At 39.9% G+C, this 22,279-nt stretch carries 17 protein-coding genes, 1 other RNA gene and 1 pseudogene; 14 read left to right on the top strand and 5 right to left on the bottom strand.

Annotated elements, in window-relative coordinates; translation table 11 throughout:
- From DIZ80_17475 to DIZ80_17465, 3 genes are all read left to right on the top strand, one after another.
- The coding region (locus DIZ80_17475; GenBank protein RDH80812.1) for a hypothetical protein at nucleotides 1–2,095 on the top strand (2,095 nt) is incomplete at its 5' end.
- 9 nt (nucleotides 2,096–2,104) lie between these two features.
- The gene (locus tag DIZ80_17470) at nucleotides 2,105–2,596 is read left to right on the top strand and encodes a hypothetical protein (protein RDH80811.1); all 492 of its coding nucleotides are present in this window, start codon (nucleotides 2,105–2,107) and stop codon (nucleotides 2,594–2,596) included.
- 6 nt (nucleotides 2,597–2,602) lie between these two features.
- Entirely contained in the window at nucleotides 2,603–3,160 is a 558-nt protein-coding gene (locus DIZ80_17465; protein ID RDH80810.1) for a hypothetical protein, read from the top strand.
- Nucleotides 3,161–3,891: 731 nt separating this feature from the next.
- Here the strand turns inward: DIZ80_17465 and DIZ80_17460 are convergent.
- From DIZ80_17460 to DIZ80_17450, 3 genes are read right to left on the bottom strand one after another with little or no spacing between them, the layout of a single operon-like run.
- A complete protein-coding gene (locus DIZ80_17460; protein ID RDH80809.1) occupies nucleotides 3,892–4,881 on the bottom strand; it encodes a hypothetical protein in 990 nt (329 codons plus the stop codon).
- On the bottom strand, nucleotides 4,878–5,300 hold the full coding sequence (locus DIZ80_17455) for an acid phosphatase (GenBank protein RDH80808.1): 423 nt from the start codon (nucleotides 5,298–5,300) through the stop codon (nucleotides 4,878–4,880). Before DIZ80_17455 ends, DIZ80_17460 begins: the two co-directional genes overlap by 4 nt.
- 3 nt (nucleotides 5,301–5,303) lie before the next feature.
- A complete protein-coding gene (locus tag DIZ80_17450) occupies nucleotides 5,304–6,188 on the bottom strand; it encodes a decaprenyl-phosphate phosphoribosyltransferase (protein RDH80807.1) in 885 nt (294 codons plus the stop codon).
- Between the two features lie 41 nt (nucleotides 6,189–6,229).
- On the opposite strand from DIZ80_17450, the gene DIZ80_17445 reads away from it, so the two are divergent.
- From DIZ80_17445 to DIZ80_17405, 9 genes and pseudogenes are all read left to right on the top strand, one after another.
- The gene (locus DIZ80_17445; protein ID RDH80806.1) at nucleotides 6,230–6,631 is read left to right on the top strand and encodes a hypothetical protein; all 402 of its coding nucleotides are present in this window, start codon (nucleotides 6,230–6,232) and stop codon (nucleotides 6,629–6,631) included.
- Nucleotides 6,632–7,936, top strand: a complete 1,305-nt coding sequence (locus DIZ80_17440) for an FAD-linked oxidase (GenBank protein ID RDH80805.1) — start codon at nucleotides 6,632–6,634, stop codon at nucleotides 7,934–7,936.
- Nucleotides 7,937–7,939: 3 nt separating this feature from the next.
- Nucleotides 7,940–8,677, top strand: a complete 738-nt coding sequence (locus DIZ80_17435; GenBank protein ID RDH80804.1) for a short-chain dehydrogenase — start codon at nucleotides 7,940–7,942, stop codon at nucleotides 8,675–8,677.
- Nucleotides 8,678–8,687: 10 nt separating this feature from the next.
- Entirely contained in the window at nucleotides 8,688–11,096 is a 2,409-nt protein-coding gene (locus DIZ80_17430; protein RDH80803.1) for a hypothetical protein, read from the top strand.
- 425 nt (nucleotides 11,097–11,521) lie between these two features.
- Nucleotides 11,522–12,679 (top strand): hypothetical protein, encoded by a 1,158-nt coding sequence (locus DIZ80_17425; GenBank protein ID RDH80802.1) that lies wholly within the window; start codon nucleotides 11,522–11,524, stop codon nucleotides 12,677–12,679.
- A 12-nt stretch (nucleotides 12,680–12,691) separates the two neighbouring features.
- The gene (locus tag DIZ80_17420) at nucleotides 12,692–13,486 is read left to right on the top strand and encodes a hypothetical protein (protein RDH80801.1); all 795 of its coding nucleotides are present in this window, start codon (nucleotides 12,692–12,694) and stop codon (nucleotides 13,484–13,486) included.
- 225 nt (nucleotides 13,487–13,711) lie between these two features.
- The gene (locus DIZ80_17415; protein RDH80800.1) at nucleotides 13,712–13,906 is read left to right on the top strand and encodes an AlpA family transcriptional regulator; all 195 of its coding nucleotides are present in this window, start codon (nucleotides 13,712–13,714) and stop codon (nucleotides 13,904–13,906) included.
- A pseudogene (locus DIZ80_17410) lies at nucleotides 13,906–14,365 on the top strand (DNA-binding protein). Before DIZ80_17415 ends, DIZ80_17410 begins: the two are co-directional and overlap by 1 nt.
- A gap of 9 nt (nucleotides 14,366–14,374) precedes the next feature.
- Nucleotides 14,375–15,484, top strand: a complete 1,110-nt coding sequence (locus DIZ80_17405) for a recombinase XerC (GenBank protein ID RDH80799.1) — start codon at nucleotides 14,375–14,377, stop codon at nucleotides 15,482–15,484.
- Here the strand turns inward: DIZ80_17405 and DIZ80_17400 are convergent, their stop codons facing one another.
- Both DIZ80_17400 and ssrA read right to left on the bottom strand, forming a co-directional pair.
- A complete protein-coding gene (locus DIZ80_17400; GenBank protein ID RDH80798.1) occupies nucleotides 15,485–16,729 on the bottom strand; it encodes an integrase in 1,245 nt (414 codons plus the stop codon).
- Nucleotides 16,730–16,895: 166 nt separating this feature from the next.
- Nucleotides 16,896–17,259, bottom strand: a transfer-messenger RNA (tmRNA) gene (gene ssrA, locus DIZ80_17395).
- Between the two features lie 159 nt (nucleotides 17,260–17,418).
- On the opposite strand from ssrA, the gene DIZ80_17390 reads away from it, so the two are divergent.
- Nucleotides 17,419–21,297: a phosphoribosylformylglycinamidine synthase gene (locus DIZ80_17390; GenBank protein ID RDH80797.1), complete on the top strand. Its 3,879-nt coding sequence runs from the start codon at nucleotides 17,419–17,421 to the stop codon at nucleotides 21,295–21,297.
- Nucleotides 21,298–21,341: 44 nt separating this feature from the next.
- The gene (locus DIZ80_17385; protein RDH80796.1) at nucleotides 21,342–22,262 is read left to right on the top strand and encodes a hypothetical protein; all 921 of its coding nucleotides are present in this window, start codon (nucleotides 21,342–21,344) and stop codon (nucleotides 22,260–22,262) included.
- Nucleotides 22,263–22,279 lie beyond the last annotated feature (17 nt).

Below are 22,279 nucleotides of genomic sequence, written 5' to 3'. Positions count from 1 at the left end.
TTTTATTTATGATAATAATAGTGATGCTGGTTTAGGCTTTGTTAATTATGCTGGGTGGTTATCAAGTTCTGTATTTGTTAACAGCACACCTGTTATCGGTGGTATTCCAGATGCTGTAGTTAATGTAGGTGATAGTTACCTATTTACCCCAACAGCAACCGATGCCGATGTAAATGATGTGCTTACATTCAGTATTACCGGTGCACCAACATGGTCTATTTTTGATGAGACTACAGGTGAATTGAGTGGTATCCCTACTATTGCAGATGCTGGCACAACCACAAACATTGTGATTACCGTAACTGATAATGATACAACACCTGCATCGTCGTCATTGACGGCTTTCTCTATAAAAGTGAATCGTATACCTGTTGCAAATGATGATGTGTTTACGATGAATGTTGATTCTGTTTTAAATGAATTCTTGAGCGCTTCTGATTCAGATGCTGATGCGTTGACGTATTCAGTAATGTCTAATGCCATTAATGGTGCGGCGAGCATTGATCTGACTAGTGGTGTAATGACTTATACGCCTAATACCGGATTTACAGGTGAGGATTCATTTACTTATAGTGTTAATGATGGTTATGCAGATTCTAATACTGCGACAGTTACAGTGATCATTGAAGCTGTAGCAAATAATGTTTTCAAAGGTAGTAACCTAACTGTATTAAATGCGGATGGCACCAATGCCAATGGCGGTGCTAATGATGTTGCTGTTAGTTGGAATGGTGTAACCACAACGAATGTGGCAGATACTAATTTCAGTAATATGACGGTTTCATCGGATACACCATTCTATGGCATGAGCTGGAGTATCCATCACGTTCGTATATTTGGTCCAGGTACTTATAATTTTGATACTAGCTGTAGCGTTGCTGAATTGGAAGCAGGCGTTACCACTTGCAGTGGTGGTCCAATGTTAACCATGACAGTAGGTGCTGGACAGGTTGGTGCACACATGTTGTTTGACTGGAATGGCTCGTTAAATACTGATGTTGTTAATGTATATGATGTTAATTCAGTGTTCACCACAAACTCAGCAGGCAGTTTATGGATGGAGGGTAATTATGGTCCATATCCATGGTCTGGCTCACCTGTTGCTGAAACAATCTGGCGCTTAGCATCGACTGATAACGATGGTGATGGTATAGCCGGTGTGCCTATGGTTGATGGTCTGCTTATTGGTTCGAGCATTAATTTTAATCTCAATATTGTTGAGGCAGATAGTAACTTCACCATGCTGGATGATTTAGGTGATAGTGCTAGTGGTACGAATGATGTTGTGGCTCAATGGAATGGCTTAACCACAACCGTTATGACAAGTACCGATTTCAATAATTTAATTATCTCATCTGAAACAGCTTATTTCTTTAATAACTGGACAGTGCATCACGCAAGAATGTTTGGCCCTGGGACGTATAGTTTTGATACCAGTTGTACGGTTGCTCAAATAGAAACTGGTGTAACAAGTTGCAGTGGTGGGCCGATGTTAAGCATGACCGTTGCGCAGGGGCAGGTTGGTGCGCACATGCTGTTTGACTGGGGTGACTCTTATAATGTGGATGTAGTAAATGTTTATGATATTAATGCGACATTCACAACCAATGCACCCGCTACATTATGGGCGGGGGGTAATTATGGCCCTTACCCATGGTCAGGTGTACCAGATGTAGAAACTGAATGGCGTTTAGTTTCTACGGATAATGATGGTGATGGTATTGCAGGTGTGAAGATGGTTGAAGGTGGATTGACCGGTTGGAACATCAACTTTAACTTGTTTGCTAATGCTGGTGTTAGTTTCTTTGATACGGACAATGATGGTATTGCGGATAACGAAGATAATTGCATCGAAGTCTCTAATCCGAATCAGCTAGATACTGATCGAGATGGATACGGAAATATATGTGATGGCGATTTAAATAACGATGGTCGAGTGAACTCACTTGATTTGGGTTTATTTAAATCTGCCTTCTTTACCTTTGGTAATTTACCAGCAGACTTTAATGGTGATCAGATCGTTAACTCGTTAGATCTTGGTATCTTTAAGCGACTGTTTTTTACAAGACCAGGTCCATCTGGATTAGTTGAATAAGGATATATGATGAAAAAATTAATAAATAAAGTAATTTTAGCGTTGCTCTTTTTTGTTCTGGTGTCACCTGCTATGGCTGCGCCAGGAGTTTCATTTAATGAATCAAAAATTAAATTACGTGCAGGTAATGTTTTTGTACTGGATATACTGATGTCAGATTTTCCTTTGTCGGAAGGTGGTGGCGTGACATTGAAATTTGATTCTGCTGTGATTCGAGTGGATGAAATAAATGTTAATACTGAGTCATGGAATTTTGTCAGTACTCCGGGAAGAATTAAAAATACAGATGGTATTGTTTCTGATGTGTTATTTAGTAGTTATAAAGGTGTTTTGGGTGATGCTCTGATTGCTACGGTCACATTCACTGCATTACAGGCAGGTAAAAGTGTAATAACTATAGAAGAATCATCTGTTAATCCATTTTCAAGTGATGGAAATAAAGTCATTGTTAATTTTGATAATGCAAATGTTCACGTTATCCCTATGAAAGGTGTTAGGTAGTAAGTTATGAAAAAAACATTTAAGAAAGCAGTTGTTATCGCTTCAATATTCTTTGTTCAGCATTTACATGCTGCAACAATAACGTGGGATTCGGTGGATTATACTTCTGATCTGAACAGTGTCTTTACTCTGGATATTATAGGCACAGATTTTTTAACGAATGTTGATGGAGGCGGCGTTAATATTTCTTTTGACTCAAATGTTCTGAATGTCTTATCTGTTTCAGTTGATGAAAATTTATGGGATTTTGGTTCAGGTGGTATTAATACGGGAACAATTGATAATAATGTTGGGACAGTAAATTCTATTTATGTAAATGCCTGGTCAACTGTAAGTGGAAATTTCTCAGTGGCGTCAGTGATGTTTGAAGCCGTGGGAGCTGGTACTACAGATCTTACCTTATCTGAGTTTGCTTTTAATCCCTGGGCAAGTGGTGGCAGTCTTATTGATCATAATTATGTGGCTGGTTCTGTCAGTGTTTCAGCTGTACCGGTTCCTGCTGCTGTATGGTTGTTTGGGTCTGGTTTAATTGCACTGTCGGGTTTTGCTAGAAAAAAGTCTTAAATAATTTATATGTCTGGAAAAGCCGCATTCTACTCATCTGGTAGAAGCGACATAGCGGAGCATCTGGCTTGGTTGCCAATGGAGTATAATGAATCGAAATGAATGAGGTGTGTAGTAAACTGGCTGATTTTAGGTAATAAAAAAGGCTCCCTAAAAATCAGGGTGTTTTAGGGTAACGACTATTTTGTTGTACTGGAGGGGAGAATATGAAACACATCCCTGTGTTTCACCCCTTCGGGGCCAGAGTCATGAAGCTTGACTCTGTTGAAAAACGTTCCAGACGTTTTTTTCGAACTATCGGAGCTCTCATCAGCCCATCTCCACCAATACCGTTAAAAATTGCTCCTGCATTTTTAAGATACCGCACATCCTGTGCATAAAAAAGGCCCCCTAAAAATCAGGGGGCCTTTTGTATTGGTGGGGTGGGGGGAATTGAACCGAGTACCTAACCGATTGATTTAACAGTTTTTAAATGTTGATCCTACAGACTGGTACTGCTAACAATACTACTAAAAACAAAAGTCATTACTACTCAATCGAGGTTTTTGGGTTGTTTGGGTTTCTGTTTTTAGTTTATATCCAGCTTTGGTCAGCCATTTACTATCTTCTTAGTATATTGACTCCATTCTAGTATTGCTCAGGTTTTGAATACTCCAATTTTCAGGGGAGGGATAGTAAACTGTGACAAGGTAGAATGAAAACGTAGAAATTATGTTGTTCAGAGTATGTTTTCACAAATTTTTAATAACTTCAGTGACGTGCCTAGACTGCCTTGCTGTATATATTACTAATGAAAGCAAACCAATGGCTATCGCAAGCCAAAGTGTTACTAAACGACTAACTATTGAAGCGGCAACGGCTTGAGCTGGGTCCATGCCGAGACCCGAGAGCAGGAATGCAATAGCAGCTTCAGTTGCTCCAATCCCGCCAGGAATGAATGAGGCAGCACCAGCAAGAATACTCAGGCAGTAGATGCCAATAATCACAAATGGACTGGCGTCAAATCCGAAGCTGTCAACAATTAGGACTAATGAAACCCCTTGGCATGTCCATGCAAATACACTTAGAGGAAATGCTGTAAAAATCGATCGGTTTGATAGAAAATGACTGACTTTACTTTGAAATTCGCTGGTCAGTACGCTTAGTTTTTTTTTACTCTGATACATAAATAAGCCTGTAAGTTTTCTCGATCGAACCAAAAAGAACAGCGCAATAAAAAGAAATGCAACGGTGATGAGCCAGTTCTCAGTTGAGGTAATTGCCCCTATCGTGAGCATTGCCAGAGCTGAAACAGCAAGAACGTCTAGAAGTCTTTCAGAAAAGAAAGCAGCTAAACTATTAGAATAACTAATTCCTAAAGGGTACAGATACAGGCTTCGAAGTGTTTCTCCGACCTTTCCTGGTGTTGTTGTCAGAGCAAAGCCAGCAAAATAGATAAGAGCGTGATTGCATATTGATATATCTGGTTGGATTGGGCGCAAGAAAATCAACCAGCGGAAAAATCTAGTCAAGTAACTAGTCAAAGATAGCCCTATCAATACAGCATATAGGGGGATGGATATCGATTGGATTGCCTGAAGCACAGAATCAAACTCGGTCAATATCCCCATCGCAAGATAGGTGCATAATGCAAAGACAATAGATATTGATATCTTCTTAAGGGGTATATTTGACTGGTTTACTAGTGGTTGTTCCATTGTTGTGGCATTAAGCTGTTTCATGAAATGAAACTAAAGAACTGATCAACAGCCCAGGCGGTTAGGACACCAACCATAATCCCTGCACCAATTTCTAAGTGTGTATGTCCCATTCGTTCTCGTAACGGTTTTTTCTGTCCTCCAGTGTTCAAGCTGTTGATAGCTTCGGCATGTCTTCCAACTTGTCGGCGGAGGCTATTGGCATCCAGCATGACAACAAATGCCAGTGCTATCGCTACGGTAAATGCAGGGTGATTAAATCCCTCCCTGATAGCAATGAGCGCGGCTGCGCTACTCACAATAGCACTGTGATTACTCGGTAGACCGCCATAGCCAATCTGGCCAAAGGCCAGTTGACCAGCTTTGATGCTGTTGACTACAAATTTTGTCGAACCGGCCACTAACCATGCGATAAAAGGGGTTACTGCATATCCAAAATCCATGTATTAAACTCCTTTAGGTAATATAGCCCAGGCACTGACACTAACCCAAATTATCACCGTAACCATCAACTGCCAGTCTGAAAGCAGTGCATCTGTGGGTGACTCTCCACCATCTTGCGACTCAACTATAAACCAGTAGCGGAACAATCCATAAAGAACGAAGGGGATAGTGGTGACCATCTCAGGACGAGCTGTCATTACAAACAAGCTGTAAAACAACAATGCGCCTGTTGCCGAAATCTCCGCGTAGCGGTCAATTAGTGAGACTGAATAATGTTCTAGGACTTTACGACCTTCAGTGCCGCTCTGCATTAGTTCCTGTCTACGCTTGACGGATGCAAGGAACAATGCCAGGCATAGGGTGGTTACGAACATCCATGAGGATACAGGGACTGATAGGGCCATAGCGCCAGCATAAACCCTGAGTACAAAACCTATCGCAATGGTAAAAATATCGATAACTGGTTGATGCTTCAAAAAGAATGTGTACGCCAAATTGAGGCCTAAATAGGCCAGGATGACCAATAAAACAGTAGGTTGCTGAAAATAACCCCAGGTAAGAACTCCGTAAAGGATGCATAACAATACTAGTGCTTGAGACTTTGAAACCAGTCCTGATGCCAAAGGACGTTTCTTGGATTTTACCGGATGCTTACAGTCATGCTCTATGTCGTGATAGTCGTTTATGATATAGGTGGCAGAGGATGCCATGCTAAAAAGAAACATGGCCAAGAGAGAATCTGCGATTGAGATGATGTCAGTAAATTGACCTGAAAACACCAGAGGAGCTAGGACAAAACCATTTTTGATCCACTGCTTGGGTCGCATTAGCTTGATCAATCCAAGCAAAACAGATTTATTCTCAGGTGAGACTGATGTAGAATTCATTCAATTAATTTCCCAAAAAAACAATAACTTATGATATTAACATGAGACTACTCATAAATTACACGATTTTTGCTGTTGTCGCTACTGTAGCGAATATAGGCAGCCAAGACATTAGTATCAGGTTATACGATGGACTCTACTCTGTCTTTGTTTCGGTTCTCGCTGGCACTGCTGTTGGCCTCATTGTGAAATATATTTTAGATAAAAAGTATATTTTCCAATTCCAGGTTAAAAATGTTGCACACGATACCCATACATTCGTCCTGTATACAGTAATGGGGATTATTACAACTGTAGTTTTCTGGGGATTTGAGTTCGGATTCGATTATTTATTCCAATCGAAGGAGATGCGGTATACCGGCGGAATAATAGGTCTTGCGATTGGATATTACATTAAATATCAACTCGACAAACGATTTGTATTTGTAACACAAGGGACTTAAATGGAATTAACTGGATGGGGAAAGTACCCTGAGATTGACTCGGAGGTCATTAAACCCTCAAGCACAAAAGCACTTCTGAAGAGCCTCTCTGACAATTCACAAAGGCCACTGATTGCCCGAGGGTTGGGCAGGAGCTATGGTGACAGCTCGTTAGCACATCATGTAATTAGTACAGTGTATCTGGATCACTTTCTCAAATTTGATGAGGCAGCGGGGCTTTTAACCTGCTCTGCGGGTGTGAGCCTGGCAGATATTTTGAATGTTTTCATACCTAAAGGATGGTTTCTATCTGTCACTCCTGGCACGAAATTCGTTACTGTAGGCGGGGCTATAGCCAGTGATGTACATGGTAAAAATCATCACATAGAAGGTAGTTTTTCTGAATATATAAGTACTATGAAAATTGCTACAGTCTCTGATGGCATCGTTGAGTGCACACGAGAGCTGCACCCTGATTTATTTCGTGCGACTTGTGGAGGGATGGGGCTAACCGGCATTGTACTTGAAGCCACCCTTAAGCTAAAGCCAATACAGAGCAGTTACATTAATGAAACAACTATCAAGGCCCAAAACCTAGAAGAGGCCTTGAATCTTTTCGATGCGCATCAGAACTCAACCTATTCTGTAGCTTGGATTGACTGTTTGGCTACAGGCAAGTCGCTTGGACGGTCATTAGTTATGCTGGGAGAGCATGCAGAAAAAGGTGGCCTCAAAGCGGGTAAAATCGGAAAACTCACTGTTCCTGTAGACATGCCAAGTATCCTGCTGAACCAGTACACTATTCAGGCATTTAATACCTTTTATTATCATCGGGTAACTAAACAGCGTTCAGAACGGTTTGCTCACTTTGAATCATTCTTCTACCCCCTAGATGGTATCCACCAGTGGAACAGAATGTACGGTAAGAATGGATTCATCCAGTATCAGTTTGTGCTCCCTAAAGAAGCCGGTTTAGCTGGGATGACTTCGGTACTTAAGCGTATTGCAGAATCGAAACGAGGCTCCTTTTTGGCCGTACTGAAGGCATTCGGAAAAGGCAATGATAATTTTCTTTCATTCCCACTAGAAGGTTACACCCTGGCTCTTGACTTCAAGTTCGATGAGGGCTTACTTCCACTACTGGATGAACTGGACAAGATCGTTCTAGAATTTGGCGGCCGTGTATATCTGACAAAAGACTCTCGTATGTCTGAGGAGACATTTAAACAGAGCTACCCACAGTGGAATGAATTTATGGAAGTCAGAAAACAATATGGTGCGGACCAGGTATTTCATTCACTTCAATCACAGCGCTTAGGGCTTTAGACAATGCAAAACATATTAATTATCGGTGCAACTTCAGCTATTGCTGAAGCTACTGCAAGAATTTATGCTCAGAGAGGTGACAAGCTTTATCTGTTTGCTCGTAATCAAGAGCGGCTAATTACCATAGCTGAAGATCTGAAGATCCGAGGAGCATCATCTATTGATTATGGCCAGCTTGATGTTAATGATTTCGAAGCTCATGAAAACATTATTAACACAGTTTTTAAGACTTTTGGGAAGGTTGATATCGTGTTGATTGCCCATGGGACATTACCAGACCAGAAGGCTTGTGAAAATAATTTTAACATGACGTTGTTAGAACTCAATACTAATGCCATTAGCACCATCTCGCTATTAACGCATATTACCAATAAGCTCGAGTTACAAAAATGCGGAGTTATTGCTGTTATTACCAGTGTTGCAGGTGATCGTGGAAGGCAATCCAATTACGTCTATGGTGCAGCTAAAGGCATGGTTTCAGTGTTCTTGCAAGGACTCAGAAATAGGTTGCATAAGTCAGGTGTGAATGTGCTCGATATCAAGCCGGGTTTTATCGACACACCGATGACCGCAGAATTCAAAAAAGGAATTCTTTGGGCAAAGCCTGCAATGATTGCAAAAGTAATAGTGGAAGCGGTTGATAATCACAAACATGAAATTTATACACCATATTTCTGGAGGTATATTATGTTCATTATTAGAAATATTCCAGAAATAATATTCAGAAAATTAAAGCTTTAAAGGGAAGAGAATGTCGTTTAAATTCATTAGAACGAACTATGTGTATACAATTCTATTTGTATCAATAGTGATTTTTATTGTGTCGCTCTCGTTCTTGCACTATACCCATTACCAAACTGAGTACTTAATACATTATGATGCATGGCGTTTCTTCGAAAAGTTGCGAACAGATGCTCCTTTAGAAAGTTATATCTTTCATGGTGTTCATACGTTTGTTATACCAAACGTTCTATTTTACCTTGATACATTATGGGCAGATGGAAACCTCAAGTTTTTCCACGCAATTAATTTTTTTTCAACAGGAATATTTTTTATATTTCTTTGGAGAATAATTTATAAACATCATAAATCAAAACTAACGTCTACAACTATTGCGATTATTGGTGCCAATATATGGCTTGGCATGTCAAACTCCGTGACGTTTGCATACCCTGTTGTGGAAGTTTTATCTACATACACGTTATTATCTATAAGTATTATTGCCTTGACGTCAGAAGGTCTCTTACATAATAGATTCGACACAAGATACGCCTTTAATGCCTTATTCTTTGTAGTCGCTTCCATAATAGGTTTTCTCTCTCTGGAGGTGTTTCTTTCCGTTATTTTTGTTTTTTTTATTGAGGCTAGCTATAGAAAACGATATTTATCAGTAATTCTTTCTGGCCTTCTGTTGGTGGTGTTATCAGGGTTTTATCTGTATTTTCAGGCAGGGCTCTTACTCTCTAGTAAATCTGGTGGGTCAGTGAATATTGCCAGTGCAGTATATAACTTTTTATTTCTTCTCGGGGGGCAGGTACATTTCTTATTTATGTCGCTTGGGGCCTCCAAAGGTGCAGCAGGGAGCCTCTCTATACTATTCGCTGTAATCGAGCTTTATTATATAGGGTATATGGTGAATCTTATAGTTAGATGCAAAGTTGATATAACTAAGTTACATCGTTTTGCTGCTTATATCATTCTGTTTAGTGTGTCTTGTGTTGCATCAGCTGTTCTTCTTCGTTATAGCAATCATAAAATTGATTTTCCTGTTACTCGGTACACTACATATTCGACTATGCTCTCATTGGGCGTTTTATTGTTTAGCTATGTTAATTTGACAAAGTGGAGTGAGTTTTCAAACAATAAGAATAAATACTTTTCTATCTTTATGATTTCTCTTCTAGCGCTATATTCAGTACTTGATGGCCCATTAGTTAATGACAAATATCCATCAAAGCATTTCTATCTAGAGAGACTTGAAATGCCGCTTTATGCTTTGGTACCGGGTTCAGAGAGAAGGCTGGGCCCATCAAGCTCGACAGAAGGACTGAAAGAGCGAGCTCGACTTCATAGTTATATGAAAGAGCAGGGGTTATCCATTTTTTCTGATCCTGGAGTGTCTTTTGTGGGAAAAATATTTCCATTTGAAAGCTTTGTAGGTTTAGAAAACGTTGACGGTTGTGTAATTCATAAAACTAGTAAATACATACGAGAGAATCACAGTGTGATGAGCACTCGAATTAGTAATCCACATAAGGCTGGGTATTATTTTCTACTTGATGCAGAAGACAATGTGAGATCATATAGCCTGCCTACTAGTCTCCTATTCGGTAGTGATTCGTACTTGGCTCTTTTCGTAGCAGATAATAATTATGTTTCAAATCTGCATTCACCTAGAATTGTCTATGCAAATATTGATAAATGGACTTATAGTGAATGCACCTTTATTTTACGCAGTAAGGGGTTTGAGAAAAAATCAATATCCAGAAAACAATTCTTTGTAGGTAAAGAAGGTGAAGTTCAGACGTTTAGGAATGGAAAAATTACCCTCCCTGGGTACAAACTAGAGACGGGGGTTCATCTATTACAAGTTGAAAATAAAGGTGCTTTTGAAAATGCTGAACACGCTGAAATAGTAGTAACTATTACAGATAACGAAAGAAAATATCGTGTTTATAGGCATAGTTTTCACTCACACACTGAAGATGGTTTTGAAAATATCTTATTAGATATAAAAAAGAGTGGTAGTTACACTATAAACGTCTCTTTTGTAAACGATTCTGTTAACAGCAGCATGAAAGAAGACAGAAATGCTTTTATTAAAAGAATTTCTTTAAGAAAATTTAAAGATAAACCTAATGGAATACCATGGAATAGAGATGGAAATTTAGTGATCAAGGATAAAACTATTTTCGTAGTTAATAATATCAATACTCGAGAAATTAATTTTTCTCTTGATAACAATGATCAGTATGAATTATGTGTTGGACTAAAACAAAATGAAATGCCAGTATGTAAGGTCTTTGGCCCAAGCTTAGGGGTTGGAGGGTTGAGGAACTATCACTGGAAACTAAAGCAATCTATGCTAATAACATCATTAGCCATCAAGCCGCTTAGTGGTGATAATAAATTTTCTATAGGTCACATAAGACTAAAATAAATAAAAATACGTATTATGAATTTGCTTACATTGATTTTCACACTGTTCCTATTGATGAATAGTTTACCTTCGAGCAGCTAGAGCGCGCTGAAGCATAAAAATTAGTGGTTTTCAACGGAGGGTTCATAATGTCATTAAATCTGGTACTTAGAAATTCTATCTGCAGTAAATAAACTTAAGATTGCATGTGTTCATGTAGAGCCCAAAAGTATTGTGAGGATTTTATCTCAACTTATATTGAAGCACCTTCACATATCTTTAAAGAGGCTTGGGCAAACAGAATTAGAATACTTTGTAGGGTTGCTCAGCGATTTGCCCTAGACTTATATCAAGTTGAGCCTAATACCAGACAGTACTATAAAGTCCTGATTAATAGGGCATAATAAGATGAGTTGGCACATGATTTGCCATAGGGGGAAATTAAAGTGGGTCAATATTCACATTTACAGTTTTTTAGACATACCCCCAATGCACAATTAGCGGTTTATTTTTCATCTAAAAATATTAATTTAGGGATTGATTTAACAAGGCTGAAGGAAACAGAAGCTGAAATGATTTTAAAAGCCTTTACGCAACTACCTGATGATCAACAAGCCGAAATTGAGGCTGAATTTCAGGATGTGAATGCGCTGGCCTGTGAGGGAGGCATAGCGGCTTTGATAGATGAGTCGAGGTTTCACGATGATGATGGCTTTGTGGAGGCTGTAGCCGCTATAGATGGCTTCCATTCCAAGGTTATGTGGGCATTTCTTGAAAAACCAACATATTGGCGAGGGGCTTCTATGTTTCTTCATGCGGATAATGTGAGCCCATCGTTCTGGAAAAAGCGCAATGACTTGCCTAATTTGCCTCCACATGTTGATGATGAGGACATAGATGCGTTTGCTCAGGCTATTAGTCAGTACTTTTATTCTCAACAAGGGCGTGGTAAAAATTGCAAAGTTGAGCCATACAGGCGTAATGATAAAGAGTACTTTTTTGCCTATCCTGAAGACTTCGCACAGTCTGGGGTAGAGTGGGTTAGTAATACTCTGAAAACTCTAGCTCATCATCCTGCCTTTGAAATAATTTTTGTATACAGTGAAAGTGAGGGTTCGTTGGATATATATGCGCCCAAAAATACCAAAGTCGTGCCTGAGTTACAAAGACACTTTGCTAAAACGATACTTAAATTAGAAGCTTTAAAAGATGGATCTATTGACCAGCGTGTGTATGACCTTGCACCGCTGAATGATAATGATTTTGAGTTTAAGCTTGAGGCTGTAGAAGGTATCTCCAGTGTGGTGGTTACTCGAATGCGGCTCACCCTTAAACAGGGTTCAAGACGGCGTATTATGTTGGAGGCAGATACGAAAAATAACTCGAAGGCCGTTTATGATTTATTAGGTGAGCTTACATTGCCTAAATATCATATTACTCAAGTGGGAGTGAAAGTGACCTTTGATGCATTGGAAGGTAAACGTACTAAAACGCGAACTTTTAATATTACTTACCCAAATTCATGTGCGCTTAATTATGATGGAAGTGATTTGAAAATTCGTAAAATGCTAGCTGAATCTGGTATTGAACCTAAAGCAGAGTGATAGTTGTCACTTATGGCCTATAACTTTGTACTGGTGGAATTGTTAGATCATATAAGCTCAATCAGTGAGCCTGTGGTGGTTGATTGGGATAGTGCCCAGCAATGGCCTTCAGGGGCGTTAGAATGTTTAGTTCAGTCTGGTATTCTTGCGCCTGCTTCATCCGCCCAATCTATTGAATGTAATGCCTGTGAGCATCATTGTTATATGGATGTGTTAATGAAGGTGGGTGAGGGTGAATCTATCAATCGAGCTTTTATCGTTTGCAGTGAACCAGATATGCAAAGCCAAATGGGCAGGGTGCAAATTCCTTTAGAGCGTTTGCAGCAATGGAAAACAGGCTTTAAACAATTAGCGGGGGTGATTGCTGGCTTGTTGGGTTTTGATGGTAGTATTGAGTATAAGCCTGAACAGAGTTCTATCTATTTAGGTATGTTAAAAAGCAAGGGTGGGCGGCGCGTGGTTTCTTTATCTCATCAGCCATTAGAGCTTGAAATAAATAAATTTAAAACTCCGCTTACTGAGTTTTTGTTTATTGATGATGGTGAGCTGGTTATTGATCGTTTGCGTATTGATGAACTGGTTAATACTAAGCCTTTGAGTGTGGCTAAAGCTTATGATCCATCAATTGATAAGCGTGAGGCTGGGAAGCTTGCAACTCAGGTTAAGCATCAGGATTGGCAGGATGAATATGCATTATTGCAAAGAAAGAATCCTACAAAAAATAAAACATGGTATTCACTTCAAATTGCAAAGTTGCCCCTTGCTCAAGGTGCTAGTCCAGAAACAATTCGTAAGCACTTAAAGTAAGAAAGTTGGGCGGAAATTTTGCGCCCAAATAAATCATTGTTTTTAAAGCGTTTTCTCGCAACTTCATAAATTATCCGAATAGTAATTCAACACGATAGAAAAACTAACTCGTTGATTTTATTCTAATCACTTTATTTTTATGTGCGGTGTTCTCGTGTGTTACTCCCCAAAATGCACAATTAAGCTTCTTTCATAGTTTCCTGCAAACGTTAAAGAGATTTAAATATGACACACATAATACTAAGACTACCTGCTGTTAAAGAACGTACCGGTTTATCCAGAAGTACGATTTATTTAATGATGTCTAAAAAACAATTTCCATTACCCATATCTTTAGGTGATAGGGCTGTTGGATGGTTAGAAGAAGATATTAATCACTGGATTGAGCAGAGAATTGGTAATAGCAGGACAGTTAAATAATGTCTAAACGCTGCAATCCAAACAAGGCGAAAATTCACCGTAATTATACGGTTGAAGAAATAGCCAGTTTATATTCTGTTCATAAAAATACGGTTCGTGAATGGGTGAAAGCTGGCTTGCCTGTTTGCGATAATCACAAGCCCATGCTGATATTAGGATGTGATTTACGTTTATTTATTCAAACTAAAAACAAGAAGAATAAACGAAAGTGTAAGGCTAATGAGATGTATTGCTTGCGTTGTAAAGCACCACAGATACCGGCTGAAAACATGGTGGAATACGAGCCAATTAATCATGTGACTGGGCGACTAATTGCGCTTTGTTCATGCTGTGAAGGTGTGATGAATAAATACATTAGTTTGTCCGGTTATGCGGAAGTTAAGCATTATTTTACCGAGGATGGAAAAGCATATAAACAAGAGGCTTAAACCTCTCTTAAACAGTGACTTGAATAACTAAGGTAAAACAATGATGAAGCACAACCCAGAAAATGAACGAGTAAAACGCAGTTATCTAATTTTTATGAAGCAAGCTAAGCGGCAAGATGAATCTAGTTTAGATTCTGTTGCAATGGCAATAAGTCGGTTTGAGTATTATACCAATTATAAGAACTTTAAGGCCTTTCATTTTCAGCAAGCAATTGGGTTTAAAGAGTATTTAGCTAAACAAGATAATAAGCAGACAGGTAATAAATTAAGCAAGGCTACGCTTCATTCAATAACAAGGCATCTTAAAATATTCTTTCAATGGTTGGCAATGCAGTCGGGTTATAAGTCTCGTATTAACTATACAGATACAGAGTATTTTAACTTATCTGAAAAAGACACGCGTATTGCAATGGCACGCCATGAAAAGCCTGTGCCGACAGTAGAACAAATAAAGCATACAATTGAATGTATGCCCTTAACAACGAATATTGAAAGGCGTAATCGTGCCTTAATGGCATTTACGCTGCTAACTGGTGTTAGGGATAGTGCTATTGCTTCACTCAAGATAAAGCATATTGATTTAATCAGTCATAGCGTGTTTCAAGATGCTAGGGAAGTAAAGACAAAATTCAGCAAGACGTTTACTAGTTACTTTTTTCCTGTGGGTGAAGATGTAAAAGAAATTGTTATTGAATGGATTAATTATCTTAAAAGTGAATTACTTTTTGGTAATGATGACCCGCTATTTCCTAAAACCAATGTAATTCAAGGCCGTTCTAAAACGTTTGAGCCATCAGGTTTTAAAAAAGAAAATTGGAAAACGGCAGCCCCAATACGAAAAATATTTAAACAGGCGTTCACTGCTGCTGATTTACCTTACTTTAATCCGCATAGTTTTAGAAAAACCTTGGGTAAAATGGGTCAAAAATTATGTAGAAGTCCTGAAGAGTTCAAAGCATGGAGTCAGAATTTAGGGCATGAAGGGGTGCTTACAACTTTGTATAGTTATGGTGATGTGCAGCTAGACAGGCAGGCTGAAATTATTAAGCATTTAAATTCACCTATTGATAAGGATGAATCGAATGTAAATAAGGTAGCGGAAGCTCTTTTTAAAAAAATGAGTGCTTTAAATGCGGGTCAAAATTTGTGATTACTGGCTTACTACTTTTAAGCCTTTTTGTCCTGCAAGACTCATATTGCCGGTGGCTGCTTTTTCAATATGATCGCTCCACCATTGCATCATCGGTTTACGGCGCTCTAAATAAAGTGCTCGATTATATGCATTTCTTACTTCATTTTTGCCGGTGTGGGCTAGGGCGGCTTCTATAACATCAGGGTCAAAACCTTCTTCATTAAGGGTGGTACTAGCGATAGATCGTAAGCCGTGTGCAACCAGCTTATTTTCAAAGCCCATGCGCTTCAGTGCCATATTGGCTGTGCTGGAGTTAGTGTGTTTTTTTATGTCACTATTTGATGGAAAGATGTATTTGCTGTGTGAACTTATGGGTTTCATTAATTCAAGCAAGTTCAGGGCTTGATCTGATAAGGGCACTTTATGCGGCTTTTTGCTTTTCATGCGTTCGGCAGGTATATCCCAGACGTTATTCTCAAAATCTATTTCATTCCATTGAGCACCTGCGGCTTCACTCGGTCTGACCATTGTGTGTAGTTGCCATTCAATTACGCATCGGGTTGTGGTTTTGATGCTGGCAAAGGCTAATGTTTTTAGTAGGGCTGGTAGTTGTTCTGGTTTAAGAGTCGGTAAGTGTTTCTTAATAGGGTTTTGGTTGGCTTTGCCGATGCCAGCTAATGGGTTGCTAGCTATTAGGCCGGTATTTACTGCATAAACCATGATTTCATTCAGGCGTTGGCATAGGCGTTTAACCGTTTCTAAGTTGCCTTTAGCGGCTATGGGGTTGATTATGTCGATAGTTTTAATGGCAGTAATTTTATGAATAGGGACTTTGCCAAGGCTAGGGAATATGTGCAGCTCTAATGAACGCCACGTATCGGTGGCATGATCAGCTGAGACGTTGGCTTTTTTCACTTCCAGCCATTTTTCGGCAATGTGTTCAAGTGTGTTGCTGTGAGCGGCCTCATTTATACGATTTTCTTCATCGCGGTATTCTTTGGGGTCAATGTTCTTTGCAAGCAACTCCCTTGAGGTATCTCGGTTGTGCCTAGCATCAGCAAGTGAAATATCAGGGAATGAACCAAAACTTAAACAAGTGCGTTGTTTTGTGTATGGCCTGTGGTAATCAAATAGCCAGAATTTGGAACCATTGGGTTTAACTCTTAATTGAAGCCCACCACCGTCAGACAGTGTGTAAACCTTATCCTTTGGTTTTGCCTGCTTAACCTCAGTATTCGTCAGAGGTTTTGTCGTTCTAGCCATTTTAGTAGTACCAGTTTTAGTGATACTGCCATGGTACTACAATCAGTACTACTAAAAAAGTGGGGTATTATAGGAAGGAATAGTACTCTATGGACGGTGATTATAGGCTAAGTCATTGTTTTTAGGTGTAAAAAAAGCCGTCCTAGGACAGCTTAAAATACGTGGTTGGTGGAGGTGGGGAGAATCGAACTCCCGTCCGCAAGCGATCTGCCATTGGGTCTACATGTTTAGTTTCCGCCTTTTAATTTAATATCACAAACTCCGGCGATACAGGATTTTGATCAACGAGCCCGTTTAAGTTTTAGTGTTCTGAACTCAGGCTGAACAGATCACGATCTTGTATAGGATGACTCCCGAAATCCAACGCCTACAAGCAAGCACTGGCCGGAAGGCAATCTACTGGTGTTTAGGCAGCGATTGCGTAGTTGTCGTCGTTGGCAACTAAAAGTTTGCAGTTAGATTTACGAGGTCCTCTGCCCCTCGACATGCACCAGTGGGTTCACTACCCACGTCGAAGCCATGTCACCCCCAATACACTAAGACCGCTTATTTAATGAGCGTCCTTAAGTATTTGCTTATTATAGCATGGATTGGTAGCGATCATTCGTGCATTGCTTTAAAATTCACGGCTTATTCTGATTTGTGTTTTTCAACAGGTCGGCTTACTTAATTTCTTATTGAGGCCATAAATGCATTATTTCCGTGGATCCCCCGCGTTATCAGCTTTTCGTATTGAAAAGTTACTTTCTCAGCTTAAGTCTAAAATTCCAGCCATTAGTAATATACAGGCAGAATACGTGCATTTCGCGGATATTCAGGGTGATTTAACAGAAGATCAAACCACGGTTTTAAATAAGCTACTTACCTATGGGCCTGCTTTTAGTGCACAGGAGCATAAAGGGCAGCTATTTCTGGTTATCCCACGTTTTGGAACAATTTCTCCCTGGGCATCAAAAGCCACGGATATTGCAAATCATTGCGGTCTGGAGTCAATACAGCGTCTTGAGCGGGGCATTGCTTATTATATAGAGCTTGATTCTGGCAGCCTTAATAAATCCGATACTCAATTTATACATTCACAGATCCATGATCGAATGATTGAAATGGTGCTGGTCGATTTTGAATCAGCTGCTGCGTTGTTTGATAAAGCAGAACCTACAGAAGGTGCTCATGTAGATATATTAAGTGGTGGGCGTGAGGCTCTGGTAAGTGCAAATACCGAGTTAGGTCTGGCGTTGTCAGCGGATGAAATTGATTATCTGGTTGATTATTTTAAATCTATTGAGCGTAATCCCGGGGATGCGGAGTTGATGATGTTTGCTCAGGCGAACTCAGAGCACTGTCGTCATAAAATTTTCAATGCAGACTGGATTATTGATGGTGAAGAACAGGATATTTCTCTGTTTGGCATGATTCGTAATACCTATAACAAGTCTCCTGAAAATATTCTCAGTGCTTACCATGATAATTCATCGGTTATTGAGGGCAATACGGCAAGCCGTTTTTTTGCTGATGGACCAAATGGGGAATATACCTGGCATCAGGAGTCTATGCCCATATTGATGAAAGTAGAAACGCATAATCACCCAACAGCTATATCACCTTTTCCGGGTGCCGCTACGGGTTCAGGTGGTGAAATTCGAGATGAAGGTGCAACCGGTCGTGGCTCTAAACCTAAAGCGGGTTTAAGTGGTTTTTCTGTTTCAAACCTGCAAATTCCCGGTTTAACACAGCCCTGGGAAACGGATAATGGTAAACCGGATCGAATTGTATCTGCTCTGGATATTATGATCGAAGGCCCATTAGGTGCAGCAGCGTTTAATAATGAGTTTGGTCGTCCAAATATAAATGGATATTTCCGTACCTTTGAAGAAAAAACACCCGGCACTAATGGTGATGAAATACGGGGTTATCATAAACCGATTATGTTAGCGGGTGGTTTCGGTAATATGCGTAAAGAGCATATCGATATGATCGATATGCCTGTTGGTACTCCGATTGTCTTGCTAGGTGGCCCGGCAATGTTAATTGGTCTGGGCGGTGGTGCTGCATCGTCCATGGCATCTGGTGAAAGTGCAGAGAATCTGGACTTCGCTTCAGTTCAACGTGGTAATCCTGAGATGGAACGTCGTTGTCAGGAAGTGATTGATCGTTGCTGGGCACAGAGTGATAACCCGATTATCTGGATTCATGATGTAGGTGCGGGTGGTATATCAAATGCTTTGCCCGAGTTAGTCAATGATGGAGGTCGTGGTGCAGAGTTTGAAATACGCGAAGTACATATAGATGAGCCGGGCATGTCTCCAATGGAGATCTGGAGTAACGAATCACAGGAACGTTATGTGTTAGCGATTGCTGATGATCGTTTAGAGGAATTCAAAGCATTCTGTGAACGTGAGCGTTGCCCTTATGCGGTTTTAGGTTTAACGACAGAAGAGAAAGAATTAAAAGTTCACGATAAACATTTTGATGATTACCCGGTTGATATGCCATTAGATGTTCTACTTGGTAAACCTCCTAAAATGTTACGTGATGTTAAACATGAAAGTGTAGAACACAAAGCTTTCGAAACTAAAGATATAGATTTTAAAGAAGCAGCAAATCGTGTTTTATCTTTGCCGTCTGTTGCGAATAAAACATTTTTAATTAGCATCGGTGATCGTAGTGTTACCGGGCAAATTTCACGTGATCAAATGGTGGGTCCATGGCAGGTACCTGTTTCTGATGTGGCTGTTACAACAACTTCATTTAATGTACACAGTGGTGAAGCGATGGCGATGGGGGAGCGAACTCCTATTGCGTTATTAGATGGCGCAGCGTCTGGTCGAATGGCGGTAGGTGAAGCCATTACCAATATTGCAGCCAGTGCAATTAATAAAATGGGTGATATAAAACTGTCTGCAAACTGGATGGCCCCAGCGGGGCATCCGGGTGAAGATGCCATTTTATACGATACGGTAAAAGCGATTGGTATGGAATTATGCCCTGAACTTGGAATTGCGATTCCTGTTGGCAAAGACTCCATGTCTATGAAAACAGTGTGGGAGCAGGACGGAGAAGAGCGTTCTGTTACAGCGCCTTTGTCATTAGTTATAACTGCTTTTGCACCGGTAACAGATGTGCGTAACACAATGACGCCACAGTTACAGAATAAAGCGGGTACTTTACTGGTATTAATAGATCTTGGTGAGGGTAAAAATCGTTTAGGTGGTTCAGCGCTCGCACAGGTTTACAAGCAGATTGGAGATAAACCTGCTGATTTAGAAAAACCGGAATTATTGAAAAACTTTTTCTCAGTGATTCAGGATTTTAATCATCAGGGTAAATTACTGGCATATCATGACCGTTCTGATGGTGGTTTATTTACTACGCTTTGTGAAATGTCTTTTGCCGGGCATTGTGGTGTCAGTATCGATGTTGCTGGAATGTCAGCTGATAAAACAGCCGCATTATTCAGTGAAGAACTGGGTGCAGTTATTCAGATTGAAGCTAATGATGTTGAGTTTATTATTAATGATCTGAAAGCGAATGGTTTAGGCGACCATAGTTATGTTATTGGTACGATCAACCAGAGTGACACAATTAAAATCTTTAATGATGTAGAACCCATCTTTGAAGAGTCACGTATTAATTTACAGCGTACCTGGTCTGAAACAACTTATCAGATGCAAAGTCTTCGTGATAATCCGGTTTGTGCAAAACAGGAATTTGATTTAATACTGGATGAAAAAGATCCGGGTATCTCTCCATCATTAAGTTTTGATATTAATGAAAATGTTTCGGCACCCTTTATCGCTACGAATGTAAAACCAAAAATGGCGATATTGAGAGAGCAGGGTGTCAACGGTCAGATTGAAATGGCTGCAGCATTTGATCATGCCGGTTTTGAAAGTGTTGATGTTCACATGAGTGATGTGATTTCTGGGCGAGTTTCTTTAAGTGATTTTAAAGGTCTTGTTGCCTGTGGCGGATTTTCATACGGTGATGTTCTAGGTGCGGGTGAAGGCTGGGCCAAAACGATTCTGTTTAATGAAAAAGCGCGTGATGAATTTGGTGCATTTTTCCAGCGTGATGACAGTTTTGCATTAGGTGTATGTAATGGTTGTCAGATGATGGCAAATATTAAGGAATTAATTCCGGGTGCAGATCACTGGCCACATTTTGTGCGAAACTTGTCTGAACAGTTTGAGGCACGTTTTAGCACTGTAGAAATTCTGGAATCTCCATCTCTGTTTTTACAGGGTATGGCGGGTTCTAAAATGCCAATCGCGGTCGCGCATGGTGAAGGCCGTGCAGAATTTAAAGCGGGTGCTGATGTTAACGCAAGTCATCAGGCAATGCGTTTTGTAAATCATTATGGTGAAGCGACTGAAACTTATCCGTTAAATCCTAATGGATCAGCAGATGGTTTAACAGGTTTCACAACAGACGATGGTCGTGTGACAATAATGATGCCACACCCTGAACGCGTGTTCAGAAGTGTGCAGCATTCATGGCATCCATCTGACTGGGATGAAGATAGCCCATGGATGAGAATGTTTAGAAATGCCCGTGTTTGGGCTGGATAGATTTATATTGCCAAGTGGCATAAGTTAAAATATAAAGGAACATTATGAATAAAGTTTTAATCGCAGGTGGAGCCGGTTTTATCGGATCACATACAGCAGACCTGTTAATGGAAAAAGGTATTAAAGTTCGCATACTTGATAACTTAACATCAGGTCACCGTAGTAATCTACCTGACGAGCATCCTTTAATGGAGTTTGTAGAAGGCGATATTCGTGATGCTGATACTGTAAAAGAAGTTATGAAGGGCATTACTCATGTAGTGCATCTTGCGGCGCAGGTTTCTGTGGTTGCTTCTCTCGAAGATCCTGAGTTTTCAGCACAACAGAACATTATAGGTTTTCTTAATGTATTAGATGCGGCGAAAAATGAAGGGGTTAAAAAGATGGTTTATGCATCTTCAGCGGCCATTTATGGAGAGCCTCATAGTTTGCCTCTAACCGAAGATGTTCCAATGAAGCAGCTTTCACCTTATGGTCTGGAAAAGAAATTTAACGAAGACTATGCAGATTTATATTATCGTTTATATGATTTCAATTCAGTGGGTATGCGTTTCTTTAATGTATATGGACCAAGGCAGGACCCCAAATCACCTTATGCAGGTGTAATCGCATTGTTTATGGATCGAATTAAAGATAAACAGCCGTTTGTTGTTAATGGCGATGGCGAACATACACGTGATTTTATTTATGTGCGTGATGTGGCTAGAACAAATGTTGCTGCACTTGAATTAACTTATCATGGTGCTGTTAATGTGGCGACGGGTAAGAAAACATCACTACTAGACCTGATTGATGTGTTGTCAGATGTTTCTGGTAATGATGCAGAGTTTACACACGGCGAACCAAGAGAAGGAGATATTGTTCATTCACTTGCAGATCCGTCAAGAATGAATAATGAGTTGAAAGTGGTTGCTGAAACAGAGTTGAAAGAAGGACTGGGCAAGTTGCTTGATTCTGTTTCTTAATGATCATACCAGAGGTG

The organism is endosymbiont of Galathealinum brachiosum, assembly GCA_003349885.1.
Classification (GTDB): domain Bacteria; phylum Pseudomonadota; class Gammaproteobacteria; order SZUA-229; family SZUA-229; genus SZUA-229.
This window is presented reverse-complemented; position numbering and strand designations above follow the sequence as displayed.

Bases quoted from the DNA above. Each gene is read 5' to 3' on its own strand.
- DIZ80_17470 (RDH80811.1), top strand. From the start codon at position 2,105: ATGAAAAAATTAATAAATAAAGTAATTTTAGCGTTGCTCTTTTTTGTT.
- DIZ80_17465 (RDH80810.1), top strand. From the start codon at position 2,603: ATGAAAAAAACATTTAAGAAAGCAGTTGTTATCGCTTCAATATTCTTT.
- DIZ80_17460 (RDH80809.1), bottom strand. From the start codon at position 4,881: ATGAAACAGCTTAATGCCACAACAATGGAACAACCACTAGTAAACCAG.
- DIZ80_17455 (RDH80808.1), bottom strand. From the start codon at position 5,300: ATGGATTTTGGATATGCAGTAACCCCTTTTATCGCATGGTTAGTGGCC.
- DIZ80_17450 (RDH80807.1), bottom strand. From the start codon at position 6,188: ATGAATTCTACATCAGTCTCACCTGAGAATAAATCTGTTTTGCTTGGA.
- DIZ80_17445 (RDH80806.1), top strand. From the start codon at position 6,230: ATGAGACTACTCATAAATTACACGATTTTTGCTGTTGTCGCTACTGTA.
- DIZ80_17440 (RDH80805.1), top strand. From the start codon at position 6,632: ATGGAATTAACTGGATGGGGAAAGTACCCTGAGATTGACTCGGAGGTC.
- DIZ80_17435 (RDH80804.1), top strand. From the start codon at position 7,940: ATGCAAAACATATTAATTATCGGTGCAACTTCAGCTATTGCTGAAGCT.
- DIZ80_17430 (RDH80803.1), top strand. From the start codon at position 8,688: ATGTCGTTTAAATTCATTAGAACGAACTATGTGTATACAATTCTATTT.
- DIZ80_17420 (RDH80801.1), top strand. From the start codon at position 12,692: ATGGCCTATAACTTTGTACTGGTGGAATTGTTAGATCATATAAGCTCA.
- DIZ80_17415 (RDH80800.1), top strand. From the start codon at position 13,712: ATGACACACATAATACTAAGACTACCTGCTGTTAAAGAACGTACCGGT.
- DIZ80_17405 (RDH80799.1), top strand. From the start codon at position 14,375: ATGATGAAGCACAACCCAGAAAATGAACGAGTAAAACGCAGTTATCTA.
- DIZ80_17400 (RDH80798.1), bottom strand. From the start codon at position 16,729: ATGGCTAGAACGACAAAACCTCTGACGAATACTGAGGTTAAGCAGGCA.
- DIZ80_17390 (RDH80797.1), top strand. From the start codon at position 17,419: ATGCATTATTTCCGTGGATCCCCCGCGTTATCAGCTTTTCGTATTGAA.
- DIZ80_17385 (RDH80796.1), top strand. From the start codon at position 21,342: ATGAATAAAGTTTTAATCGCAGGTGGAGCCGGTTTTATCGGATCACAT.